Below are 16,870 nucleotides of genomic sequence, written 5' to 3'. Positions count from 1 at the left end.
TTGCCCGCGAAAGCGATCTGACGAACGCCACATAAATTCCATAATCGAATATAAAAATACCTTTTAAGTATTATTAAAGAATAAGGATCCCCAGCTAGAATCGCGCCACCGGATCACCGGACATTCAGCGACCCCTAACCCCAGGAGCCCCTATGTCCGGCGCCGACCTTTCCCATCGCAACCACGTGGGCGGATTGTTCCGCGCACATTACCCGTGGTTATGCGCACGGTTGCGCGGGCAACTGGGCGCCAGTGCCGACGCCGAAGACATCGCTTCTGAGACCTTCACGCAACTGCTCGAATCCCCAGGGCTGACGCCAATCCGCGAGCCCCGCGCCTTGCTGACCACCATCGCCCAGCGCCTGATCTACCAGCTCTGGCGCCGTCGCGATCTCGAGCGTCAGCATCTGGAGCAACTGCAAAACGCCGATGCCGATCAAGCGCAATCACCCGAACAACTGTTGCAATTGACCCAGGCCCTGCATCGCCTCGACCGCAGCCTCGAACGCTTGCCGGGCAAGGTCCGGGCGACGTTTCTGTTGTCGCGCATCGACGGCCTGACCTACCCGCAAATCGCCGCCGAACTGGGCATTTCCCAGCGTTCGGTCAGCGTCTACATGACGCGCACCCAAGCCTTGTGCACCCAGCACAGCGCCAATGAACCCCTAAACCGAATGACCCAGAGGTCCGCATGAGATCGATCAAAACCCTGCTAGGCAGTTCGCTGCTGGCCCTGAGCCTCGTGGCTACCCACGCGCCCGCCGCCGAAAAAACCGCACCGATCCACTTTGGCGACATCACTTGGGAAAGCGGCAGTTTTATCACTGAAGTGCTGCGCCTGATCGTCGAGAAGGGCTACGGCTACCCGACCGATACATTGCCGGGCAGCACCGTCAGCCTCGAAGCGGCGCTGGCCAAAAACGATATCCAGGTGATCGGCGAAGAATGGGCCGGGCGCAGTCCGGCGTGGGTCAAGGCGTCGAACGAGGGCAAAGTGTTCGGCCTCGGTGATACGGTCAAAGGAGCGACAGAAGGCTGGTGGGTGCCGGAATACGTGATCAAGGGCGACCCGGAGCGCGGGATCAAACCGTTGGCACCGGAGCTGAAATCCGTCGCCGACCTGCCGCGCTACAAGGACGTATTCCGCGACCCGGAAGACCCGAGCCGTGGGCGCTTCCTCAACAGTCCTACCGGCTGGACCTCGGAAATCGTCAACAGCCAGAAACTCAAGGCCTATGACCTGACCGCCGACTACGTCAACTTCCGCACCGGCTCCGGCGCCGCGCTGGATGCCGAGGTCGCATCGTCGATCCGCCGTGGCAAACCGGTGCTGTTCTACTACTGGTCGCCGACGCCGTTGCTGGGTCGTTTCAAACTGGTGAAACTCGACGAGCCAGCGTTCGATGCCGAAGCCTGGAAAACCCTGGCCGATGCCAACAACCCGCACCCGAAAGGCACTCGCTCGATGCCGGCGAAACTGGCGATTGGCGTGTCCGCACCGTTCAAGGCGCAGTACCCGGACCTGGTGGCGTTCTTTGAAAAAGTCGATCTGCCGATTGATCTGCTGAACCAGACGCTGGCGCAGATGAGCGAAAAACGTCAGCAACCCCGCCAGGTCGCCGAAGCGTTTTTGCGCGATCAACCGCAGGTGTGGAAGGGCTGGGTGCCGGGGGAAGTGGCGAGCAAAGTGAGTGGGAGTTTGTAGGTTTTTTCTGATGTTTTTGTAGTGCTTGATCCATTGCTTTCGCGGGCAAGCCTCGCTCCTACAGGGGTTAGCGTTCTTCACATCGACGCCAAACCTGTAGGAGCGAGGCTTGCCCGCGAATGGCCTCCCGCCTTACACCCATTCCACTGCCATAGCCGCTTTCTCGCCTGGCCAATAACCCCCCCACCTTAAACCCCACCCCCAGTTACCCCAGTCCAGCTTTTGTCCTGAAAGCCCTGAATACTGGCCGACTAATGGCCTTGCGCCCTCTATGTCGCTGTCTATGCTCACTCTTAGTTAGCAATGTCGGTCGCCATATCAAGGATTGGCGACCGCCGAGCACAGCCGAAAAAGCCTCAAGAGTGCGCAATCCAAGGCACCGACACTGAACAACAAGGAGCGGTCCCGTAAATGGAGTTACTTACCCAATCGTTAGGGTTGTTGGCCCGACCGGGCTATCAAGAGAAGGATGTCTTGATAAGAGCGTTGCTGCATGGACACTCCGATTGAACATCATTTATCACCTGACAAATCCTTCCCTTGGAGGGATGCGTGTGCCTGTTCCGTGGAACGTAGTGGTGGATCTTGAAAGACCAAGAACTTTCATCAATCAAAAGAACGCGCTGAAGGTGATAGAACCATGTTTAACCTACATCACAAGGCTGACCTGCTGCAGATCGAGCGATCCAACTGCGCATTGACCGAGGCCAACGCCAAGTTGGCGGCGGTCAGTCGCTCGATGGCGATGATCGAATTCAGCCCTGAGGGCGTCGTGCTCGATGCCAACGACAACTTCTGCGCCACCATGGGTTACAGCGCCGATGAAGTGCGCGGTAAACACCACCGGATCTTTTGCGAAGAAGCGTTCTACCGCAGCGAGGAATACGCCAAGTTGTGGCGTGAGCTGGCCCGAGGTGAACCGATCAGTGGCACGTTCCTGCGCTTGAACAAGGCCGGTCGGGAGATTTGGCTTGAAGCCAGTTACATGCCGGTGTTCGGGCCTGATCGCCAGGTTAGAAGTGTGATGAAAGTGGCCGCGGACATCACGGACCGAATCAATAAAGAACACGAAAACGAAAGCATGCTCGCGGCCATCGGGCGTTCCATGGCGGTGATCGAATTCACTCCCGAAGGGCGCGTGATTGCAGCCAACGAAAACTTCCTGAAAACCATGCATTACTCGCTCAACGAAGTGGTCGGTCAGCACCACAGCCTGTTCTGTCATCGGGCCGAATCCGAGTCAGCGCAGTACAAGGCGTTCTGGGCGTCACTCAATCGCGGCGAATATCACTCGCACCGTTTCGAGCGCAGAGACAAACACGGTCATACAGTCTTTCTGGAAGCGTCCTACAACCCGCTGTTCGACAGCAAGGGCCGCTTGTACAAAGTGGTCAAGTTCGCCAGCGACATCACTAACCAGGTCACCACCCTGCAAACCGCTGCGGAATCGGCCCACAGCACTTCGGTACAAAACGACGCCTGTGCGCAGAAAGGTTCCCAGGTGGTTCAGCAAACGGTGCAGATCATCCAGGACATTTCCCGCGACCTCAACGAAGCCGCCGAGAGCATCGATGCGGTGAGCAAACAGTCCGACATCATCGGCACCATCGTCCAGACCATTCGCGGGATTGCCGACCAGACCAACCTGCTGGCGCTCAACGCCGCCATCGAAGCCGCCCGGGCCGGGGAGCATGGGCGCGGGTTTGCGGTGGTCGCCGATGAAGTGCGCAGCCTCGCGGCACGCACCAGTCAGGCCACGCTGGAGATTGTCGAAGTGGTGCGCAAGAACCACGACTTGTCGTTGAGCGCGGTGTCGAGTATGCAATCGAGCCTGAGCCGCACCGGATTAGGCGTGGAGCTGGCGAACGAGGCGGGGGAGGTGATCCTGGAGATTCAACAAGGATCGCGGCACGTGGTGGATGCGATCAGCCAATTCAACTCGACGTTGCAATTGAACTGATCCCAAGAACACCACAAACCCAATGTGGGAGCGGGCTTGCTCGCGAATGCGGAGTGTCAGTCAACAGAGATGTTAAATGTACGCCGCTACCTGTAGGAGCCAGGCTTGCCGGCGAAAGCGTTCTCAAGGACGCCTTCGCCGGCAAGCCTGGCTCCTACAAATAGTTGAACTGATCCCGGAAACACCACAAGTCAAAAATGTGGGAGCGGGCTTGCTCGCGAAAGCGGAGTGTCAGTCAACAGAGATGTTGAATGTACGCCGCTACCTGTAGGAGCCAGGCTTGCCGGCGAAAGCGTTCTCAAGGACGCCTTCGCCGGCAAGCCTGGCTCCTACAAATAGGGTGTTGGCCTTAGAGCGAAGCCAGGAACTTGTCGACCACCTGAGGCCCATCAGCCTTCTCGGTACTGCCGTTTTCCTTGTCAGCCTGGGCCAGTTTCATCTTGTCCTGGATGCGCTCGGCGATCTCTTTGCCAATCGCCAGTTGTTGCGCCGGCGGCATGGCTTGCAGTTGATCTTCGGTGATGCCCATTTCTTTCAGGATACTGTCGCGCAGCCGCTGTTCCGGCGATTTGCTCATGTAGTCCTTGAAGTCGGCCAGGGCCGAGCTGTCGGTGGACTTGGTCTTGTTATCGTCCGGGACGGATGCTTGCAGGCCCACGCGGGTTTTCGCGAACGCTTCGTCAACGTTGTCGCTGATGGTGCTCGCCGCGCTGACTTGCTGGGTGGCGTTGTTCAGGCCGGACGACTGCACATTGGTGCTGTCCTGCTTGATTTGCGCGACGGTGTTTTGCGCGTTCTGGATCAAACCACTGTACAGCGCACTGGCGGCGGCCGTGGTCGGGTCCATGTCGGTGCGCTGGGTCTTTTGAACGATAGAAGCTTGATGGGCACTGACCAACATGATGGATAAACCTGTAGGTAATTGCTGTTGAGTCTGTAAGAGCAATTAGCGTGCCGCTGCTGAAAGCCCCTGTTTATGGGGTGATTCAACAGTGGCAGCGGTCAGATTTTGCCGTTGGGCGGCAGACGGCAACCGCTTCAACGGTGAGCGATGTTCTCCAGCGCCAGGTTGCGGGTTCTCGGACCGAAGTAACCGATGGTGATCATCACGATCAACATGCTGCTGACGATGAACGCCAACACCCCCGGTGTGCCGAAGTGTTCGAGAAAGATCCCGATCAGCAAGCTGCTGAACACCGTCGACAAACGACTGAACGAATAACAGAAACCCACGGCCCGGGCGCGGATGTTGGTGGGGAACAATTCGCTTTGATAGGAGTGGTAGGCGAAGCTCAGCCAGGCGTTGCAGAAGGTAATCATCACCCCGCAGACGATCAGCCCGACCGCACTGGTCTGTAGCGCGAACAGTGTGCCGAAGGTCATGGCGCCGAGGGCGGAACCGACGATTTGCCATTTGTTCTCGAAACGGTTGGCGAACTTCACAAACAGCAACGGCCCAAGCGGGTAGGCGAGGGTGATGATGAAGGCGTACATCAAACTGTGGGTCACGCTTACGCCCTGGCCGGACAGCAGCGCCGGCAACCAGTTGCCGAAACCGAAGAAACCGATGGCCTGGAATACGTGGAACACGATCAGCATCAAGGCGCGGCGGCGATAGGGTGGCTGCCAGATATCAGCAAAGCGGCCCGTGCCCTGAATATCCACCGCCGCCAGTTCTGGCTCATCCAGCGGTTTGCCCTGATCCTTCACGCAGCGGGCTTCGATGCTATCGAGAATCCGGCTGGCCTCATCAAAGCGACCATGTTGCGCCAACCAGCGCGGCGACTCCGGCAGCCGTGAACGCAGCCACCAGATAAACAACGCAAACACCGCGCTCGCCAACACCACCCAACGCCAACCCGAGACTCCGAACGGCGCTTGCGGCACCAGCCACCACGACATCAGCGCCACCGCTGGCACTGACAAAAACTGCACGAAAAACGCAAAGGCAAACGCTGAACTGCGCATGCGTTTGGGCACCAGTTCCGAGAGGTAGGCGTCGATGGTCACCAGCTCGATGCCCAGGCCAATACCCACCAGAAAGCGCATGCAGATAATCCCCAGCGCTGAACTTTGCACGCCCATCGCCACGGTCGCGACGGTGTACCAGATCAGCGCAAAGGTGAAGATCGCTCGCCGACCGAAGCGGTCTGCCAAGGGACTGAGCAGACTCGCACCGAGGAACAATCCGAGAAACGTCGCAGAGGCAAACGCAGCCTGATCGGAGAAGCCGAACACGCCTTGGCTACCGGTGGCGAAGATGCCGTCGCGGATCAGGCCGGGGCTGATGTAGGCGGTCTGAAATAGATCGTAGAGCTCGAAAAAGCCGCCGATGGATAGCAGCGCCACCAGTTTCCAGATCGTGGAAACGGCTGGCAGTCGGTCGATGCGGGCGGAAATCTGTGCGGCACGAACAGGGTCGATGCCGTCTGATTGAACAGCGGCGAGGGTGTGAGCAGACATGGGCTGATCCGATTCTTGTTGAACGGGAAGCTTAGCCTGCTATCGGAAATAAATTGTTGCGAATCTTTGCGGCTTTTCGCCTGGATTCGCCGGGTTATCGCAATAACGCCTGACCTTTTAAGCGTTTATGGCGCGATCGGGATATCAAACTCCCGAAACGCATCATCCACCGGCAGATAACCCAGCACCCGCGTGGTTTCGCTGAGATCGAGGCGCTTGAAGCGGTTGTTGGAAATACCGTGGGCGATCAGGTGCTGCACGCCTTCGACTTCCACCGAACGCTGCAGCAATTGCACCGCATCGCGGGGGCTGAGCCAGGCGCTCAGGTCGCGGGCATTGGTCAGCTCATGGCGGTCCGGGAATTCGAAAGCGCCAATACGGATGGCGATGGTCGAGAGCCCACGCTTGGCGGCATAAAACCCACACAACGCCTCGCCATAACATTTGCTCACGCCATACAGATTGGCCGGCATTACTTGCATGCCTGGGGTGATCTGCCGATCCACCGCATAACCTTCGATTGTTTGTGCGCTGCTGGCGAACACCAGGCGTTTGCAACCGGCTACCACCGCCGCTTCAAACAGGTAAGTGGTGGCCAGGATGTTGTTGGGCAGCAGTTCGTCGAAGGTTGCCGTGGCGTGGGGGATGCCGGCGAGGTGGACGATGACGTCGATGCCGTTCAGTACTGCGGCGATAGCCTTGGGATCGGCCATGTCCAGGCGCACAAACTGGTGGGGTGCCTCGACCGGGAAATCGGGTTCGACGCGGTCGGTCAGCACGAAGGTGTAGCGATCCTTCGACGCTTCGAAAAAGGTTTTGCCGATTCTGCCGCAGGCGCCGGTGAGCAGCACGTTGAGTCCGTTCATGAATCTCTCTTTCTATGGAAATAGGGGGCTAATGCCAGTCCGTTAAACCGTAAAGCGATCTGTAGCAGCTGGCGAAGCCTGCGTTCGGCTGCGCAGCAGTCGTAAAACCTGAGTGCACGGTTTCCCTGAAGCACCGCGCTGGCTTACTTCACGTCTGCTTCGCAGCCGAACGCAGGCTTCGCCAGCTGCTACAAAGAGTGTGTTTCGCTGACGGATCGGCATTAAGGGCGTGTGTCGGGGGTTAAGGCAAGCCGTTGCAGCCGTGTTTGAGGAACCCCGGACGCTGTGCCAGTCGTTGAAAATACTCATCGACGGCAGGGAAGTCCGGCCGCTCCATCGGCGTCATCAGCCAACGATTGACCGACAGACCGATGACGATGTCTGCGAGGCTGAACCGTGGCCCGGCAACATAAGCCTTGGTCGCCGCAAGTTGATGCTCAAGGATGCTCATCTTGTGGTTCCAGTCATTGATGCCGACGCCAATCTGATGCGGGTCCTGAAACTCGGGGTCCTTGCGCACCAGCGCGGTGAACGCGTAGCCCCACGACCGATTGAGTTCAGTGGCCTGCCAATCCATCCACTGCTCCACGCGCGCGCGGGCGGCTGGTTCAGTCGGCAGCAACTCGTGGTTGTGATGCTTGCCGGCCAGGTAACGGCAAATCGTGTTGGATTCCCACAACACCCCGGCGTCATCGATGATCACCGGCACCTGGGCGTTGGGGTTGAGACGGGTGAACTCGGGGCTGTGGGTCGAGGCAAAACCGCTGCCCCAGTCCTCACGTTCGTAGGAAACGCCCAGCTCTTCGCAGGTCCACAGGACTTTTCTGACGTTGATGGACGAAGCCTTACCGAGAATCTTCAGTGCATGTTCCATGGAGCTACTCCTTTAGCGAATCGACGCCTCGGGAATCTAACATCAAGAAGCAGGATCCGGCAGGGCCGACGCTGGCAAACCAAACGTGCGATCAAACAGCCAGTTGAAGGCGAAGGTGTAGCAAGGGATGAACAGGATCAGCGCCAGATCCAGCAGGAAGGCTTGCACCAGGCTGATGTTCATCCACCAGGCGATCAACGGGATGAGAAACACTATCAAGGTTAGTTGAAAACCCACGGCATGGGCGATGCGCCGCTTGACCGTGCGGGTGCGCGAGGGCTGTCGGCTTTCCCAGCGTTCGAACAGCGAGGTGTAGATGAAATTCCAGGTCACGGCGATGGTGGTAATGATCACCGCCAGTGGTCCGGTGCTGCCCGGCGATGTACCGGACAGCAGCGCCAGGCCGAGGGCCGAGAAAGTCATGCCGATCACTTCGTAGAGCGACACGTAGACCAGTTTGCGTTTAACGCCTTGCATGGAGTTTTGCCTCTTTCTTGCGAACTTGAGCCAGCAGCACTGGCGAAGGCGGCGAAAGATAGCTTCAATAGGGCTGACAGAAAAAGTCAGTAGCTTTCAGTTTTATTGATAGGACGGCGGATGAGTTTCAACAGCGACAGCATTGAATTGTTTCTTGCGGTGATCGAGCGCGGCTCGTTTTCCGCTGCAGCCCGGGCGCTGGGCAAAGTGCCGTCGGCGGTGAGCATGGGCATCGGCAATCTGGAGGCCGAACTCGGTTATCCGCTGTTCGACCGCAGCCATCGCGAACCGGTGCCGACCGCCATGGCCAGTGCGCTGGTGCCCCACGCCCGGCTGATTTTTGAACAGCTCAAGCAGTTGCAGGTGCATGCGGTCGAGTTGTCATTGGGGCTGGAGAGCAAGCTGTCGATCGGCGTGGTGGCGGACATCGACAAGCGTCGGGTGATGGCCGCGCTCAAGGTGATTGCCGAGCGTCATCCGCTGCTGGACATCGAAGTGCTGACCGCGCCTCAGGATGATGTGCTGGCGATGTTGCACAGCGATCGCATCAGCGTGTGCCTGGCGTTCGCCGGGTTGAGCATGAACGTGCTGGAACGGTTCCAGTTCGTCGGCACCGAGCGGATGATCGCCACGCTGGCGGCGGACAATCCGCTGTTTCAGGGGCAGGATTTGTTTCTGGAAGATTTGGTACATGTGCGCCAGATCATCGTCGCCAGCCGCGACTTGCCGATCAGCGAAACCCGGCCATTGGTGGCCGAGTCTTACTGGCGCACCGACACTTTGGCAGCGGCACTGGAAATGGTTGAAGCGGGGTTGGGATGGGGCAATTTTCCGTTGTCGGTGGTGCAGCCGTTGCTCGACGCTGGACGGCTCAAGCGCCTGAGGTTCAGGAATATCGAAAATGGCTTGGTGCTGCCGGTGCATGCGGTGTGGCTCAAGAGCCAGCCAATGCAGAAGGGCGCGTTGGCCTTCGTCGGGCTTATGTCCGGCGCGTAACCTGTGGCGAGCGAGCAAGCTCGCTCGCCACAGGGGCGGGACGCAACCTTCAGGTACTCTCGCGAATCTTCAACTCAAACCCCATGTCCTGCACCGGTTTGGCCACCGAGTTACCCGCCATCAATGTCAGCATCTGCTCCGCCGCACGCCGGCCGATAGCCTCGCGCGGGGTGCTGATGCTGCTCAGGCGCGGCACCATGTGGGCCGAGGCGGGCAGGTCGTTGAAGCCGAGGACCGCTATTTGCTCGGGAATTTTGATCCCGCAACGCATGGCTTCCAGCAGTGCGCCTTGGGCCAGGTCGTCGTTGCCGAAGAAGATCGCATCCACATCCGGATGGCTGGCCAGCAGTTGCAGGAACAGTTCGCCGCCCAAGCCGACAGAAGACGCACGCGGCGTCAGCACTTCCAGATCCGGGTCGTACAAGCCGGCCTTTTGCAGGGCCTTGCGGAAGCCTTCACCGCGCAGCAATGTGCGCTGATCCAGTTGCGCGCCGATGTAGGCCAGGCGCTTGCGACCCCGCGACAGCAAATGCTCGGCGGCGGTTTCACCGGCAGCCAATTGCGAGAAACCGACACAGTTAACCCCGGCCGCGCTGTCCAGTTCCATCATGTACACGCAGGGAATGTTGCTCGCCTCGATCATCCGCCGCGAACTTTCAGTGCGATCAAACCCGGTCAGCAACAAGCCGCGCGGCTGATAGGCCATGTAGTTGCGCAGCAGGTTTTCTTCTTCATCGCGCGAGTAGTGGAAGTTGCCGATCAGCACTTCAAAGCCCTTGGGCCGCAGCACCTGATGAATGGCTTCCAGAGTGTCGATGAACAGCAGGTTGGACAGCGACGGCACCAACACCACCACCGAATGGCTCTGGGCCGAGGCCAGTGCGCGGGCGGCGGGGTTGACCACGTAATTCAGCTCAAGCGCGGCTTTCTGCACTTTTTCCACCAGTTCGGTGGCCACGGTGCTGACCCCGCGCAAGGCCCGGGAAGCGGTGATCGGACTGACGCCGGCCAGGCGTGCAACTTCATTGAGGGTAGGGCGGCCAGTGGTGCGTGGATTTTTATCGTTTTTAGGGGTGGTCATCGGGGCGGCTTGCCAAACAAAATTCAAGGCACTAAGGTAGCGCTGTCTCGATGCAGCTGCAAATGCGTGAGCGGGGTTTGCCTGATCCTCGTTCTTCGGCGTCGCGAACGAACATGCTGCAACCCACAAAAATGACAAAAAGGCGTCGGCAACTTCTGCTTTTGATCTGGTGTCATAACTGGCAAAGGTAGCGCTGTCTGCGCGCTGAGGTGTTTCATGAATCATCCCATCACCGCCCTGGTCATCATGGGCGTTGCCGGTTGTGGCAAGACTTGCGTCAGCGAAGCCTTGTGCCAGCTCAGCGGCGCGACTGCCATTGAAGGCGACACTTTTCACCCTGCCGCCAATATCGAAAAGATGAGCGCGGGTATCCCCCTGAACGACGACGACCGTGCCGGCTGGCTCGACAGCCTGTGCGATGAATTGCGCCGCGTTGACGCCAAGGGCGAGCGCCCGGTGTTGACCTGTTCGGCCCTCAAACACAGTTACCGCGAAGTACTGCGCAGTGCCTTGCCGGGCCTGGGCTTCGTGTTTCTTGAGCTGACCCCTGAAGTCGCTGCCGAGCGTGTATCGCACCGCCCGGGCCACTTCATGCCGTCGACCTTGATCGACAGTCAGTTCGCCACCCTGGAATCCCCCGTTGGCGAGCCGCTGACCCTGGCTCTCGATGCGTCGAACCACAGCGTCGAGCAACTGGCCAAGCAGGCACATGTCTGGTGGCTGGAACACGGCTTGAAACTCGCGGTATGAGTTTTCTTCGAAGAGATAGCGCTGTCCTTATGGTTTTCGAATTACCCGCTTTAATAACAACAACAATCAGGAGACACCCCTAATGTTTGGCATGTCCCACGAGTCGTTCCTGCTGCTAGATGCAGTGGTTACCGTGATCGGACTCATCGTCTTGATCACCAAGTTCAAATTCCATCCGTTCATTGCCCTGATCATCGCCGCTGGCTTCCTCGGCCTGACCTCCGGCATGCCGGTGGGCACCATTCTCAAGGCGTTCCAGGACGGCTTCGGTGGTGTGCTCGGGTTTGTCGGGATCATCCTCGCGCTGGGCACCATGCTCGGCAAAATGATGGCCGAGTCGGGCGGGGCGGATCAGATTGCCCAGACCCTGATTCGCGCGTTCGGCAAAGAGCGTGTGCAGTGGGCCATGATGTTCGCGGCGTTCCTGGTCGGGATTCCGCTGTTCTTCGAAATCGGCTTCGTGCTGCTGATTCCGCTGGTGTTCATCGTTGCCCGGCGTACCGGTGTGTCGATCATCAAGATCGGTATCCCGTTGCTGGCCGGTCTGTCGGCGGTGCACGGCCTGGTGCCACCGCACCCGGGCCCATTGCTGGCGATTGGCGTGTTCGGTGCCGACATCGGTAAAACCATTCTGTACGGCCTGATCGTCGCGCTGCCGACCGCCATCATTGCCGGTCCGATCTTCGGTACGTTCATTGCCAAGTACATTCCGGGCCATGCCAACCAGGAACTGGTGGATCAACTGGCGCGCGAGCCACAAGCCACCACGTTGCCGAGCTTCAGCATCACCCTGATCACCGTGTTGCTGCCGGTGTTCCTGATGTTGCTCAAGACGTTTGCCGACGTAGCGCTGCCGGACGGGCACTTCTTCCGCAGCTGGATGGACCTGATCGGTCACCCGATCTCGGCGCTGCTGCTGGCGTTGCTGCTGTCGCTGTACACCTTTGGCCATCGTCAGGGCATCGGTTCGAAACAGATCCTGAAACTGCTGGACGCGAGCCTTGCGCCGACCGCCGCGATCATTCTGATCATCGGTGCCGGTGGTGGCTTCAAGCAGATGCTGGTAACCAGCGGTGTGGGTGATGTGATCGGCCACATGGCGGTGAATGCACAGATCTCGCCGATTCTGCTGGCTTGGCTGGTGGCGGCGGTGATTCGCGTGGCTACCGGTTCTGCGACCGTGGCGACCATTACGGGCGCGGGCATTGTGGTGCCGGTGGTAGGGATGATTCCGGGTGTGAACCGTGAGCTGCTGGTGCTGGCCACCGGTGCCGGTTCGCTGGTGCTGTCCCACGTCAACGACGCCGGTTTCTGGCTGGTGAAGCAGTACTTCAACATGACCGTGGCCGAGACGTTCAAAACCTGGACCGCGATGGAAACCATCCTGTCCGTGGTGGCGCTGGGCTTTATCCTGTTGTTGTCGCTGTTCGTCTAAAAGCTTCGCGGGCAAGCCTCGCTCCTACAGGGATACCGATCGTTCCCACGCAGAGCGTGGGAACGATCAGGTACAAAAAAACCGCAGCGATGCGGTTTTTTTGTGGGTGCTTGATGGGTCAGGCGCTGGTTTTGGTGACTAACCCATCGGCCCGAAACATCCCGCGAATCCCGCGTACTGCCTGACGAATCCGGTCCTGGTTTTCGATCAGCGCGAAGCGCACATGATCATCCCCGTATTCCCCGAATCCTACGCCCGGCGAGACACAAACCTTCGCTTCGGCGAGCATTTTCTTGGCGAATTCCAGCGAGCCCAAGTGCGCATACGCCTCGGGAATCTTCGCCCAGACGTACATCGAGGCTTTCGGGTTTTCGACCATCCAGCCCAGTTCATGCAGGCCTTTGACCAGCACGTTGCGACGCTGCCGATATTGTTCGGCAATGTCCTTCACGCATTGCTGATCGCCTTCCAGCGCCGCAATGGCTGCAACCTGTAACGGCGTGAACGTGCCGTAGTCGTGATAACTCTTGATCCGCGCGAGGGCGTTGACCAGTTCGGCGTTACCGACCATGAAACCAATCCGCCAACCCGCCATGTTGTAGCTCTTGGACAGGGTGAAAAACTCCACCGCAATGTCCTTGGCGCCGGGCACTTGCATGATCGACGGGGCTTTCCAGCCGTCGTAGACGATGTCGGCGTAGGCCAGGTCGTGCACCACCAAAACGTCATACTGCTTGGCGAGGGCGATCACGCGCTCGAAGAAATCCAGCTCCACGCACTGGGCGGTCGGGTTCGACGGGAAGCCGAGGATCATCATCTTCGGTTTCGGGATCGAGCCGCGAATCGCGCTTTCCAGTTCGGCGAAGAAGTCCACGCCCGGAATCAGCGGCACCGAACGCACCTGGGCGCCGGCAATCACGGCACCGTAGATGTGAATCGGGTAGCTCGGGTTCGGCACCAGCACGGTGTCGCCCTGGTCGAGGGTGGCCAGCATCAAGTGCGCCAGGCCTTCCTTGGAACCGATGGTGACAATGGCTTCGGTTTCCGGGTCGATATCGACCGCGTAGCGATCCTTGTACCAGTTGGAAATCGCCCGGCGCAGACGCGGGATACCTTTGGACGTCGAATAACCGTGGGTGTCTTCGCGCTGGGCGACGGTCACCAGTTTTTCGACGATGTGCGGCGGGGTCGGGCCGTCAGGGTTGCCCATGCTGAAGTCGATGATGTCTTCGCCACGACGACGGGCGGCCATCTTCAGCTCGGCAGTGATGTTGAATACGTAAGGGGGGAGTCGATCTATGCGCGCAAAGCGGCGCGGCGAACCTGGGTTAGCCATTGGTGCCTCGGATAACGTGAGCGCCCGGAACCGTCCGAGCGACGCTGGCCACTGCGGTGGCCTGTGGCGGAATGTAAGGGCTGTTGTGGCAAACTGTCCAGCGTCTGTGCAAACAAAAATTTCCGAAGGAAACGGGTTGATGGAATTTATCAGTGGCTTCTTGCTGAGCCTTTCGCTGTGCCTGGATATCGGCGTGGCCAACATCGCGATGATCACCCTGGCGATGCAACGCGGCTATTTTCAAGGCTTTGCGCTGGGGTTGGGGACGTGTGTCGGCGACCTGATCTACGCCGTGCTGGCGCTGGCCGGGATGACGGTTTTGCTGCAATACGAAACCGTGCGCTGGGTGCTGTGGATCGGCGGTTCGGCGTTGTTGCTGTACTTCGCGGCGAAGATGATCTACTCGGCGATCCACCACGAAGCGGTGCTGGCCGAGGGCGCGGAGGTGGGAAACAACTCCCATCGGCGTGAGTTTTTTCGCGGCATCTTCCTCGCCATGTCCTCGCCCAGCGCGATTCTCTGGTTTGCCGCGGTGGGCGGCACTCTGATTGCCCGTTCTGGCGGCGGTGGCGCACTCAGCTCGGCATTGTTTCTCGGCGGATTTCTCTGCGCCGGGGTGCTGTGGTGCGTCGCTTTGTGCTTCGCGGCGAGTCACGGCGGCAAGTTGCTGGGCGACAAGCTGCTGCGTTACTCCTACATGGCATCGGCGGCGATCTTCTGCTATTTTGCGGTCTACGTGATCCTATCGGGCTATAACGAGTTCATCGGCAAGGCTGCCGTCGGGCAGGTTCCCGGGCTCTGACTGGGAGAATCGGGCAAGGCTTCTATACTCCCAGCCGAACCCACCTTTTTTGTACCAGGAGTTGAGTCATGGATGAGCAAACACGCGTCAAACCGGCCGAGCCACGCTTCGAGAGCGGGCACTTCCTGCTCATTGCCGGGCTTGGCGGTCGATTTACCCAGGAAACCTCCAAAAAAATCCCCGAGCTCTGGGAAAAGTTCATCCCCGAGATTGGCAAGATTCCTGGTCAAAAAAGCGAAGTGACCTACGGCATCTGCTGCAATCCCGACGGCATGGGTGGCTTCGAATACATCGCCGGCGTCGAAATCAGCAAACTCGACGACTTGCCGGACAAATACCGCTGGGTCGAGGTTCAGCCTCAGCACTACGCGGTGTTCGAGCACAAAGGCTCGCTGGACACCTTGCCCGAGACCTTTCAGTACATCTGGAAAACCTGGCTGCCGCAGTCCGGTCGTCAGGCGGCAGATGCCCCGGAGTTCGAGCGCTACAGCGAGGATTTCAACCCGAAGCTCAACACCGGCGTACTGGAAATCTGGTTGCCGCTCAAGGATTGAAAACCGCGAGAGGCGGACCCCACGTCCGCCTCTCGATGGGTTATTTGCCCTGCTTCAGCCGCCGCGCCCGCAACAGGTCGATGGACAACGTAATGAAGCCAAACGCGCTGATGCCCAACAGCATAAGAAGGCCGATCTGAACGCTGCTCATGGTGTTTCCCCCTATGGATGATCAGAGACAGGGACCACCAATAATCCGATTCGCCGAGCAATAACAGCGCCTATACGCAGGCTTTACGGCATCGGCGGTGATCGATATGAACACCTTATTCCTCTATGATCTGCCCCCTCTTCAACGCTGAAACCGAGCTGCCATGAACACCGTTATCCGCCACGTCACCCCCGCCGACCTGGACCGTTGCTTCGCCATCGAAACCGTGGCCTACGAAGGCGACGAAGCCGCCACCCGGGAAAAAATCGCCACCCGCATCGCCACCTGGCCCGACGGATTCATCGTGGCCGAAGTCGATGGCGTTGTAGCCGGTTTCATCAATTCCGGTGCGGCGTTTGAAGTGGAAATGTCAGACGAAGCGTTCAAGGAACTGATCGGCCACGACCCGGCCGGACCGCATGTGGTGATCATGTCGGTGGTGGTGCACCCGGATTATCAGGGGCAGGGTTTGGCAAAGCGCTTGATGGGGGAATTCATCGAGCAAATGCGCGGCATGGGCAAGGCCAGCATTCATCTGATGTGCAAGGAACGGCATATCCCGCTGTATGCCGGTTTTGGGTTCGCCTACATCAAGCCATCGGCGTCGGACCATGGCGGGATGGCGTGGCATGAGATGGTGTTGGCGCTGTAACAAATATCTTCGGAGCGCCGAATATCCCCTGTGGGAGCGAGCTTGCTCGCGATTGCGGTCTGACGGTCACATCAATGTTGGATGTGCCGCCGTCATCCCGAGCAAGCTCGCTCCCACAGGGTTTGCGTCGCTTGAACGTTAGCGGCCAGACAGGGAATGTTGTCTTCTACAAATCAAAAAACCAGTCCCATCCGCCGTTCATACCCAATCCGCCCCTTATACGCCTCGCCACTATCCACAAATCCAAACCTGGCATACAGTGCAATCGCCGCTTCATTGTCAGCATCCACCGACAACTCAATCCCCTTTATTTCCGGGAATGCCAGACGCGCCGCCTCGGGCAGTGCTTGCAGGCAGGCTTTGCCATAGCCTTTGCCCTGGGCGCGTTGATCGACTTGCAAGGCGTGCAAGGTGGCGCTGTGTTCATTGGCCCAGGCCGGGAGCGCCGGTGGGCGTTTGAGCAGCAGGAAGGCGACGGGAATTTCTTCGACCAGCAAGGCAAAGCCTTTGACGCCGGGACCGGGTTTGGACAGCAAGGAGTGCAACGCTCCGTGGATGTCGCCGGAGAATTTGATTTGTTCTTTGTGTACTTCGATGGCCTCGACCTGCTGGCGCTGAAGCGTGTTCAGGTTTTCATAAGGCACAAGTAGAGCTGTCACTGGAGTGTCCTTTTTCCACTGCAAACGGGCTTCGGATTCTAGCGAGTTTGCGTGGTTGGATTATTTTTATTTGTGTTGTCGATTCAACGTTACGCCGAACGACTAGAGG

Annotated in this window: 17 protein-coding genes and 1 pseudogene; 10 read left to right on the top strand and 8 right to left on the bottom strand. The window is 58.9% G+C overall.

Annotated elements, in window-relative coordinates; translation table 11 throughout:
- The first annotated feature begins 152 nt into the window (after positions 1-152).
- From ACIOYV_RS21820 to ACIOYV_RS21805, 4 genes and pseudogenes are all read left to right on the top strand, one after another.
- Positions 153-695 carry a sigma-70 family RNA polymerase sigma factor gene (locus tag ACIOYV_RS21820; RefSeq protein ID WP_401326943.1) on the top strand — a complete coding sequence of 181 codons (543 nt, stop codon included), beginning with the start codon at positions 153-155 and terminating at the stop codon, positions 693-695.
- The gene (locus ACIOYV_RS21815) at positions 692-1,705 is read left to right on the top strand and encodes an ABC transporter substrate-binding protein (protein WP_054044882.1); all 1,014 of its coding nucleotides are present in this window, start codon (positions 692-694) and stop codon (positions 1,703-1,705) included. The genes ACIOYV_RS21820 and ACIOYV_RS21815 overlap by 4 nt, the downstream gene beginning before the upstream one ends.
- Positions 1,706-2,345: 640 nt before the next feature.
- A pseudogene (locus ACIOYV_RS21810) lies at positions 2,346-3,122 on the top strand (PAS domain-containing protein); the annotation flags it as partial.
- A gap of 84 nt (positions 3,123-3,206) precedes the next feature.
- On the top strand, positions 3,207-3,665 hold the full coding sequence (locus tag ACIOYV_RS21805) for a methyl-accepting chemotaxis protein (RefSeq protein ID WP_401327027.1): 459 nt from the start codon (positions 3,207-3,209) through the stop codon (positions 3,663-3,665).
- Positions 3,666-4,014: 349 nt separating this feature from the next.
- On the opposite strand, the gene ACIOYV_RS21800 is transcribed toward ACIOYV_RS21805, so the two are convergent.
- From ACIOYV_RS21800 to ACIOYV_RS21780, 5 genes are all read right to left on the bottom strand, one after another.
- Entirely contained in the window at positions 4,015-4,566 is a 552-nt protein-coding gene (locus ACIOYV_RS21800; RefSeq protein WP_163912637.1) for a hypothetical protein, read from the bottom strand.
- Positions 4,567-4,703: 137 nt separating this feature from the next.
- Positions 4,704-6,128, bottom strand: coding sequence for an MFS transporter (locus ACIOYV_RS21795; protein WP_265040478.1), 1,425 nt, complete (start codon positions 6,126-6,128; stop codon positions 4,704-4,706).
- A gap of 125 nt (positions 6,129-6,253) precedes the next feature.
- A complete protein-coding gene (locus ACIOYV_RS21790; protein WP_401326940.1) occupies positions 6,254-6,994 on the bottom strand; it encodes an NAD-dependent epimerase/dehydratase family protein in 741 nt (246 codons plus the stop codon).
- Positions 6,995-7,235: 241 nt separating this feature from the next.
- Positions 7,236-7,868 carry a glutathione S-transferase family protein gene (locus tag ACIOYV_RS21785; protein ID WP_401326938.1) on the bottom strand — a complete coding sequence of 211 codons (633 nt, stop codon included), beginning with the start codon at positions 7,866-7,868 and terminating at the stop codon, positions 7,236-7,238.
- A 42-nt stretch (positions 7,869-7,910) separates the two neighbouring features.
- Positions 7,911-8,345, bottom strand: a complete 435-nt coding sequence (locus ACIOYV_RS21780) for a PACE efflux transporter (RefSeq protein WP_054044872.1) — start codon at positions 8,343-8,345, stop codon at positions 7,911-7,913.
- Positions 8,346-8,465: 120 nt separating this feature from the next.
- Here ACIOYV_RS21780 and ACIOYV_RS21775 point away from each other — a divergent pair, with 120 nt between their 5' ends.
- The gene (locus tag ACIOYV_RS21775; RefSeq protein ID WP_401326935.1) at positions 8,466-9,341 is read left to right on the top strand and encodes a LysR family transcriptional regulator; all 876 of its coding nucleotides are present in this window, start codon (positions 8,466-8,468) and stop codon (positions 9,339-9,341) included.
- 49 nt (positions 9,342-9,390) lie between these two features.
- Here the strand turns inward: ACIOYV_RS21775 and ACIOYV_RS21770 are convergent, their stop codons facing one another.
- A complete protein-coding gene (locus ACIOYV_RS21770; protein WP_163912650.1) occupies positions 9,391-10,422 on the bottom strand; it encodes a LacI family DNA-binding transcriptional regulator in 1,032 nt (343 codons plus the stop codon).
- A gap of 216 nt (positions 10,423-10,638) precedes the next feature.
- Here ACIOYV_RS21770 and ACIOYV_RS21765 point away from each other — a divergent pair, with 216 nt between their 5' ends.
- Both ACIOYV_RS21765 and ACIOYV_RS21760 read left to right on the top strand, forming a co-directional pair.
- A complete protein-coding gene (locus tag ACIOYV_RS21765) occupies positions 10,639-11,172 on the top strand; it encodes a gluconokinase (protein WP_054044864.1) in 534 nt (177 codons plus the stop codon).
- Positions 11,173-11,254: 82 nt separating this feature from the next.
- Positions 11,255-12,607, top strand: a complete 1,353-nt coding sequence (locus tag ACIOYV_RS21760; protein WP_163912652.1) for a GntP family permease — start codon at positions 11,255-11,257, stop codon at positions 12,605-12,607.
- 118 nt (positions 12,608-12,725) lie between these two features.
- Here ACIOYV_RS21760 and alaC read toward each other — a convergent pair whose 3' ends face one another.
- Positions 12,726-13,943, bottom strand: a complete 1,218-nt coding sequence (gene alaC / locus ACIOYV_RS21755) for an alanine transaminase (RefSeq protein ID WP_290029969.1) — start codon at positions 13,941-13,943, stop codon at positions 12,726-12,728.
- Between the two features lie 139 nt (positions 13,944-14,082).
- On the opposite strand from alaC, the gene ACIOYV_RS21750 reads away from it, so the two are divergent.
- From ACIOYV_RS21750 to ACIOYV_RS21740, 3 genes are all read left to right on the top strand, one after another.
- Positions 14,083-14,745: a LysE family translocator gene (locus ACIOYV_RS21750; RefSeq protein WP_401326930.1), complete on the top strand. Its 663-nt coding sequence runs from the start codon at positions 14,083-14,085 to the stop codon at positions 14,743-14,745.
- 68 nt (positions 14,746-14,813) lie between these two features.
- Entirely contained in the window at positions 14,814-15,299 is a 486-nt protein-coding gene (locus tag ACIOYV_RS21745) for a GyrI-like domain-containing protein (protein WP_054044854.1), read from the top strand.
- 314 nt (positions 15,300-15,613) lie between these two features.
- Complete coding sequence (locus tag ACIOYV_RS21740) at positions 15,614-16,102, top strand: GNAT family N-acetyltransferase (protein ID WP_401326927.1); 489 nt, start codon at positions 15,614-15,616, stop codon at positions 16,100-16,102.
- A 173-nt stretch (positions 16,103-16,275) separates the two neighbouring features.
- Here ACIOYV_RS21740 and ACIOYV_RS21735 read toward each other — a convergent pair whose 3' ends face one another.
- A complete protein-coding gene (locus tag ACIOYV_RS21735) occupies positions 16,276-16,761 on the bottom strand; it encodes a GNAT family N-acetyltransferase (RefSeq protein ID WP_401326924.1) in 486 nt (161 codons plus the stop codon).
- Between the last annotated feature and the right edge of the window lie 109 nt (positions 16,762-16,870).

The sequence above is a fragment of the Pseudomonas sp. NPDC087342 genome, from assembly GCF_044744265.1.
Lineage (GTDB): Bacteria > Pseudomonadota > Gammaproteobacteria > Pseudomonadales > Pseudomonadaceae > Aquipseudomonas > Aquipseudomonas nunensis.
The sequence above is the reverse complement of the archived record's forward strand: the minus strand, read 5'-3'. Positions and strand labels throughout refer to the sequence as shown.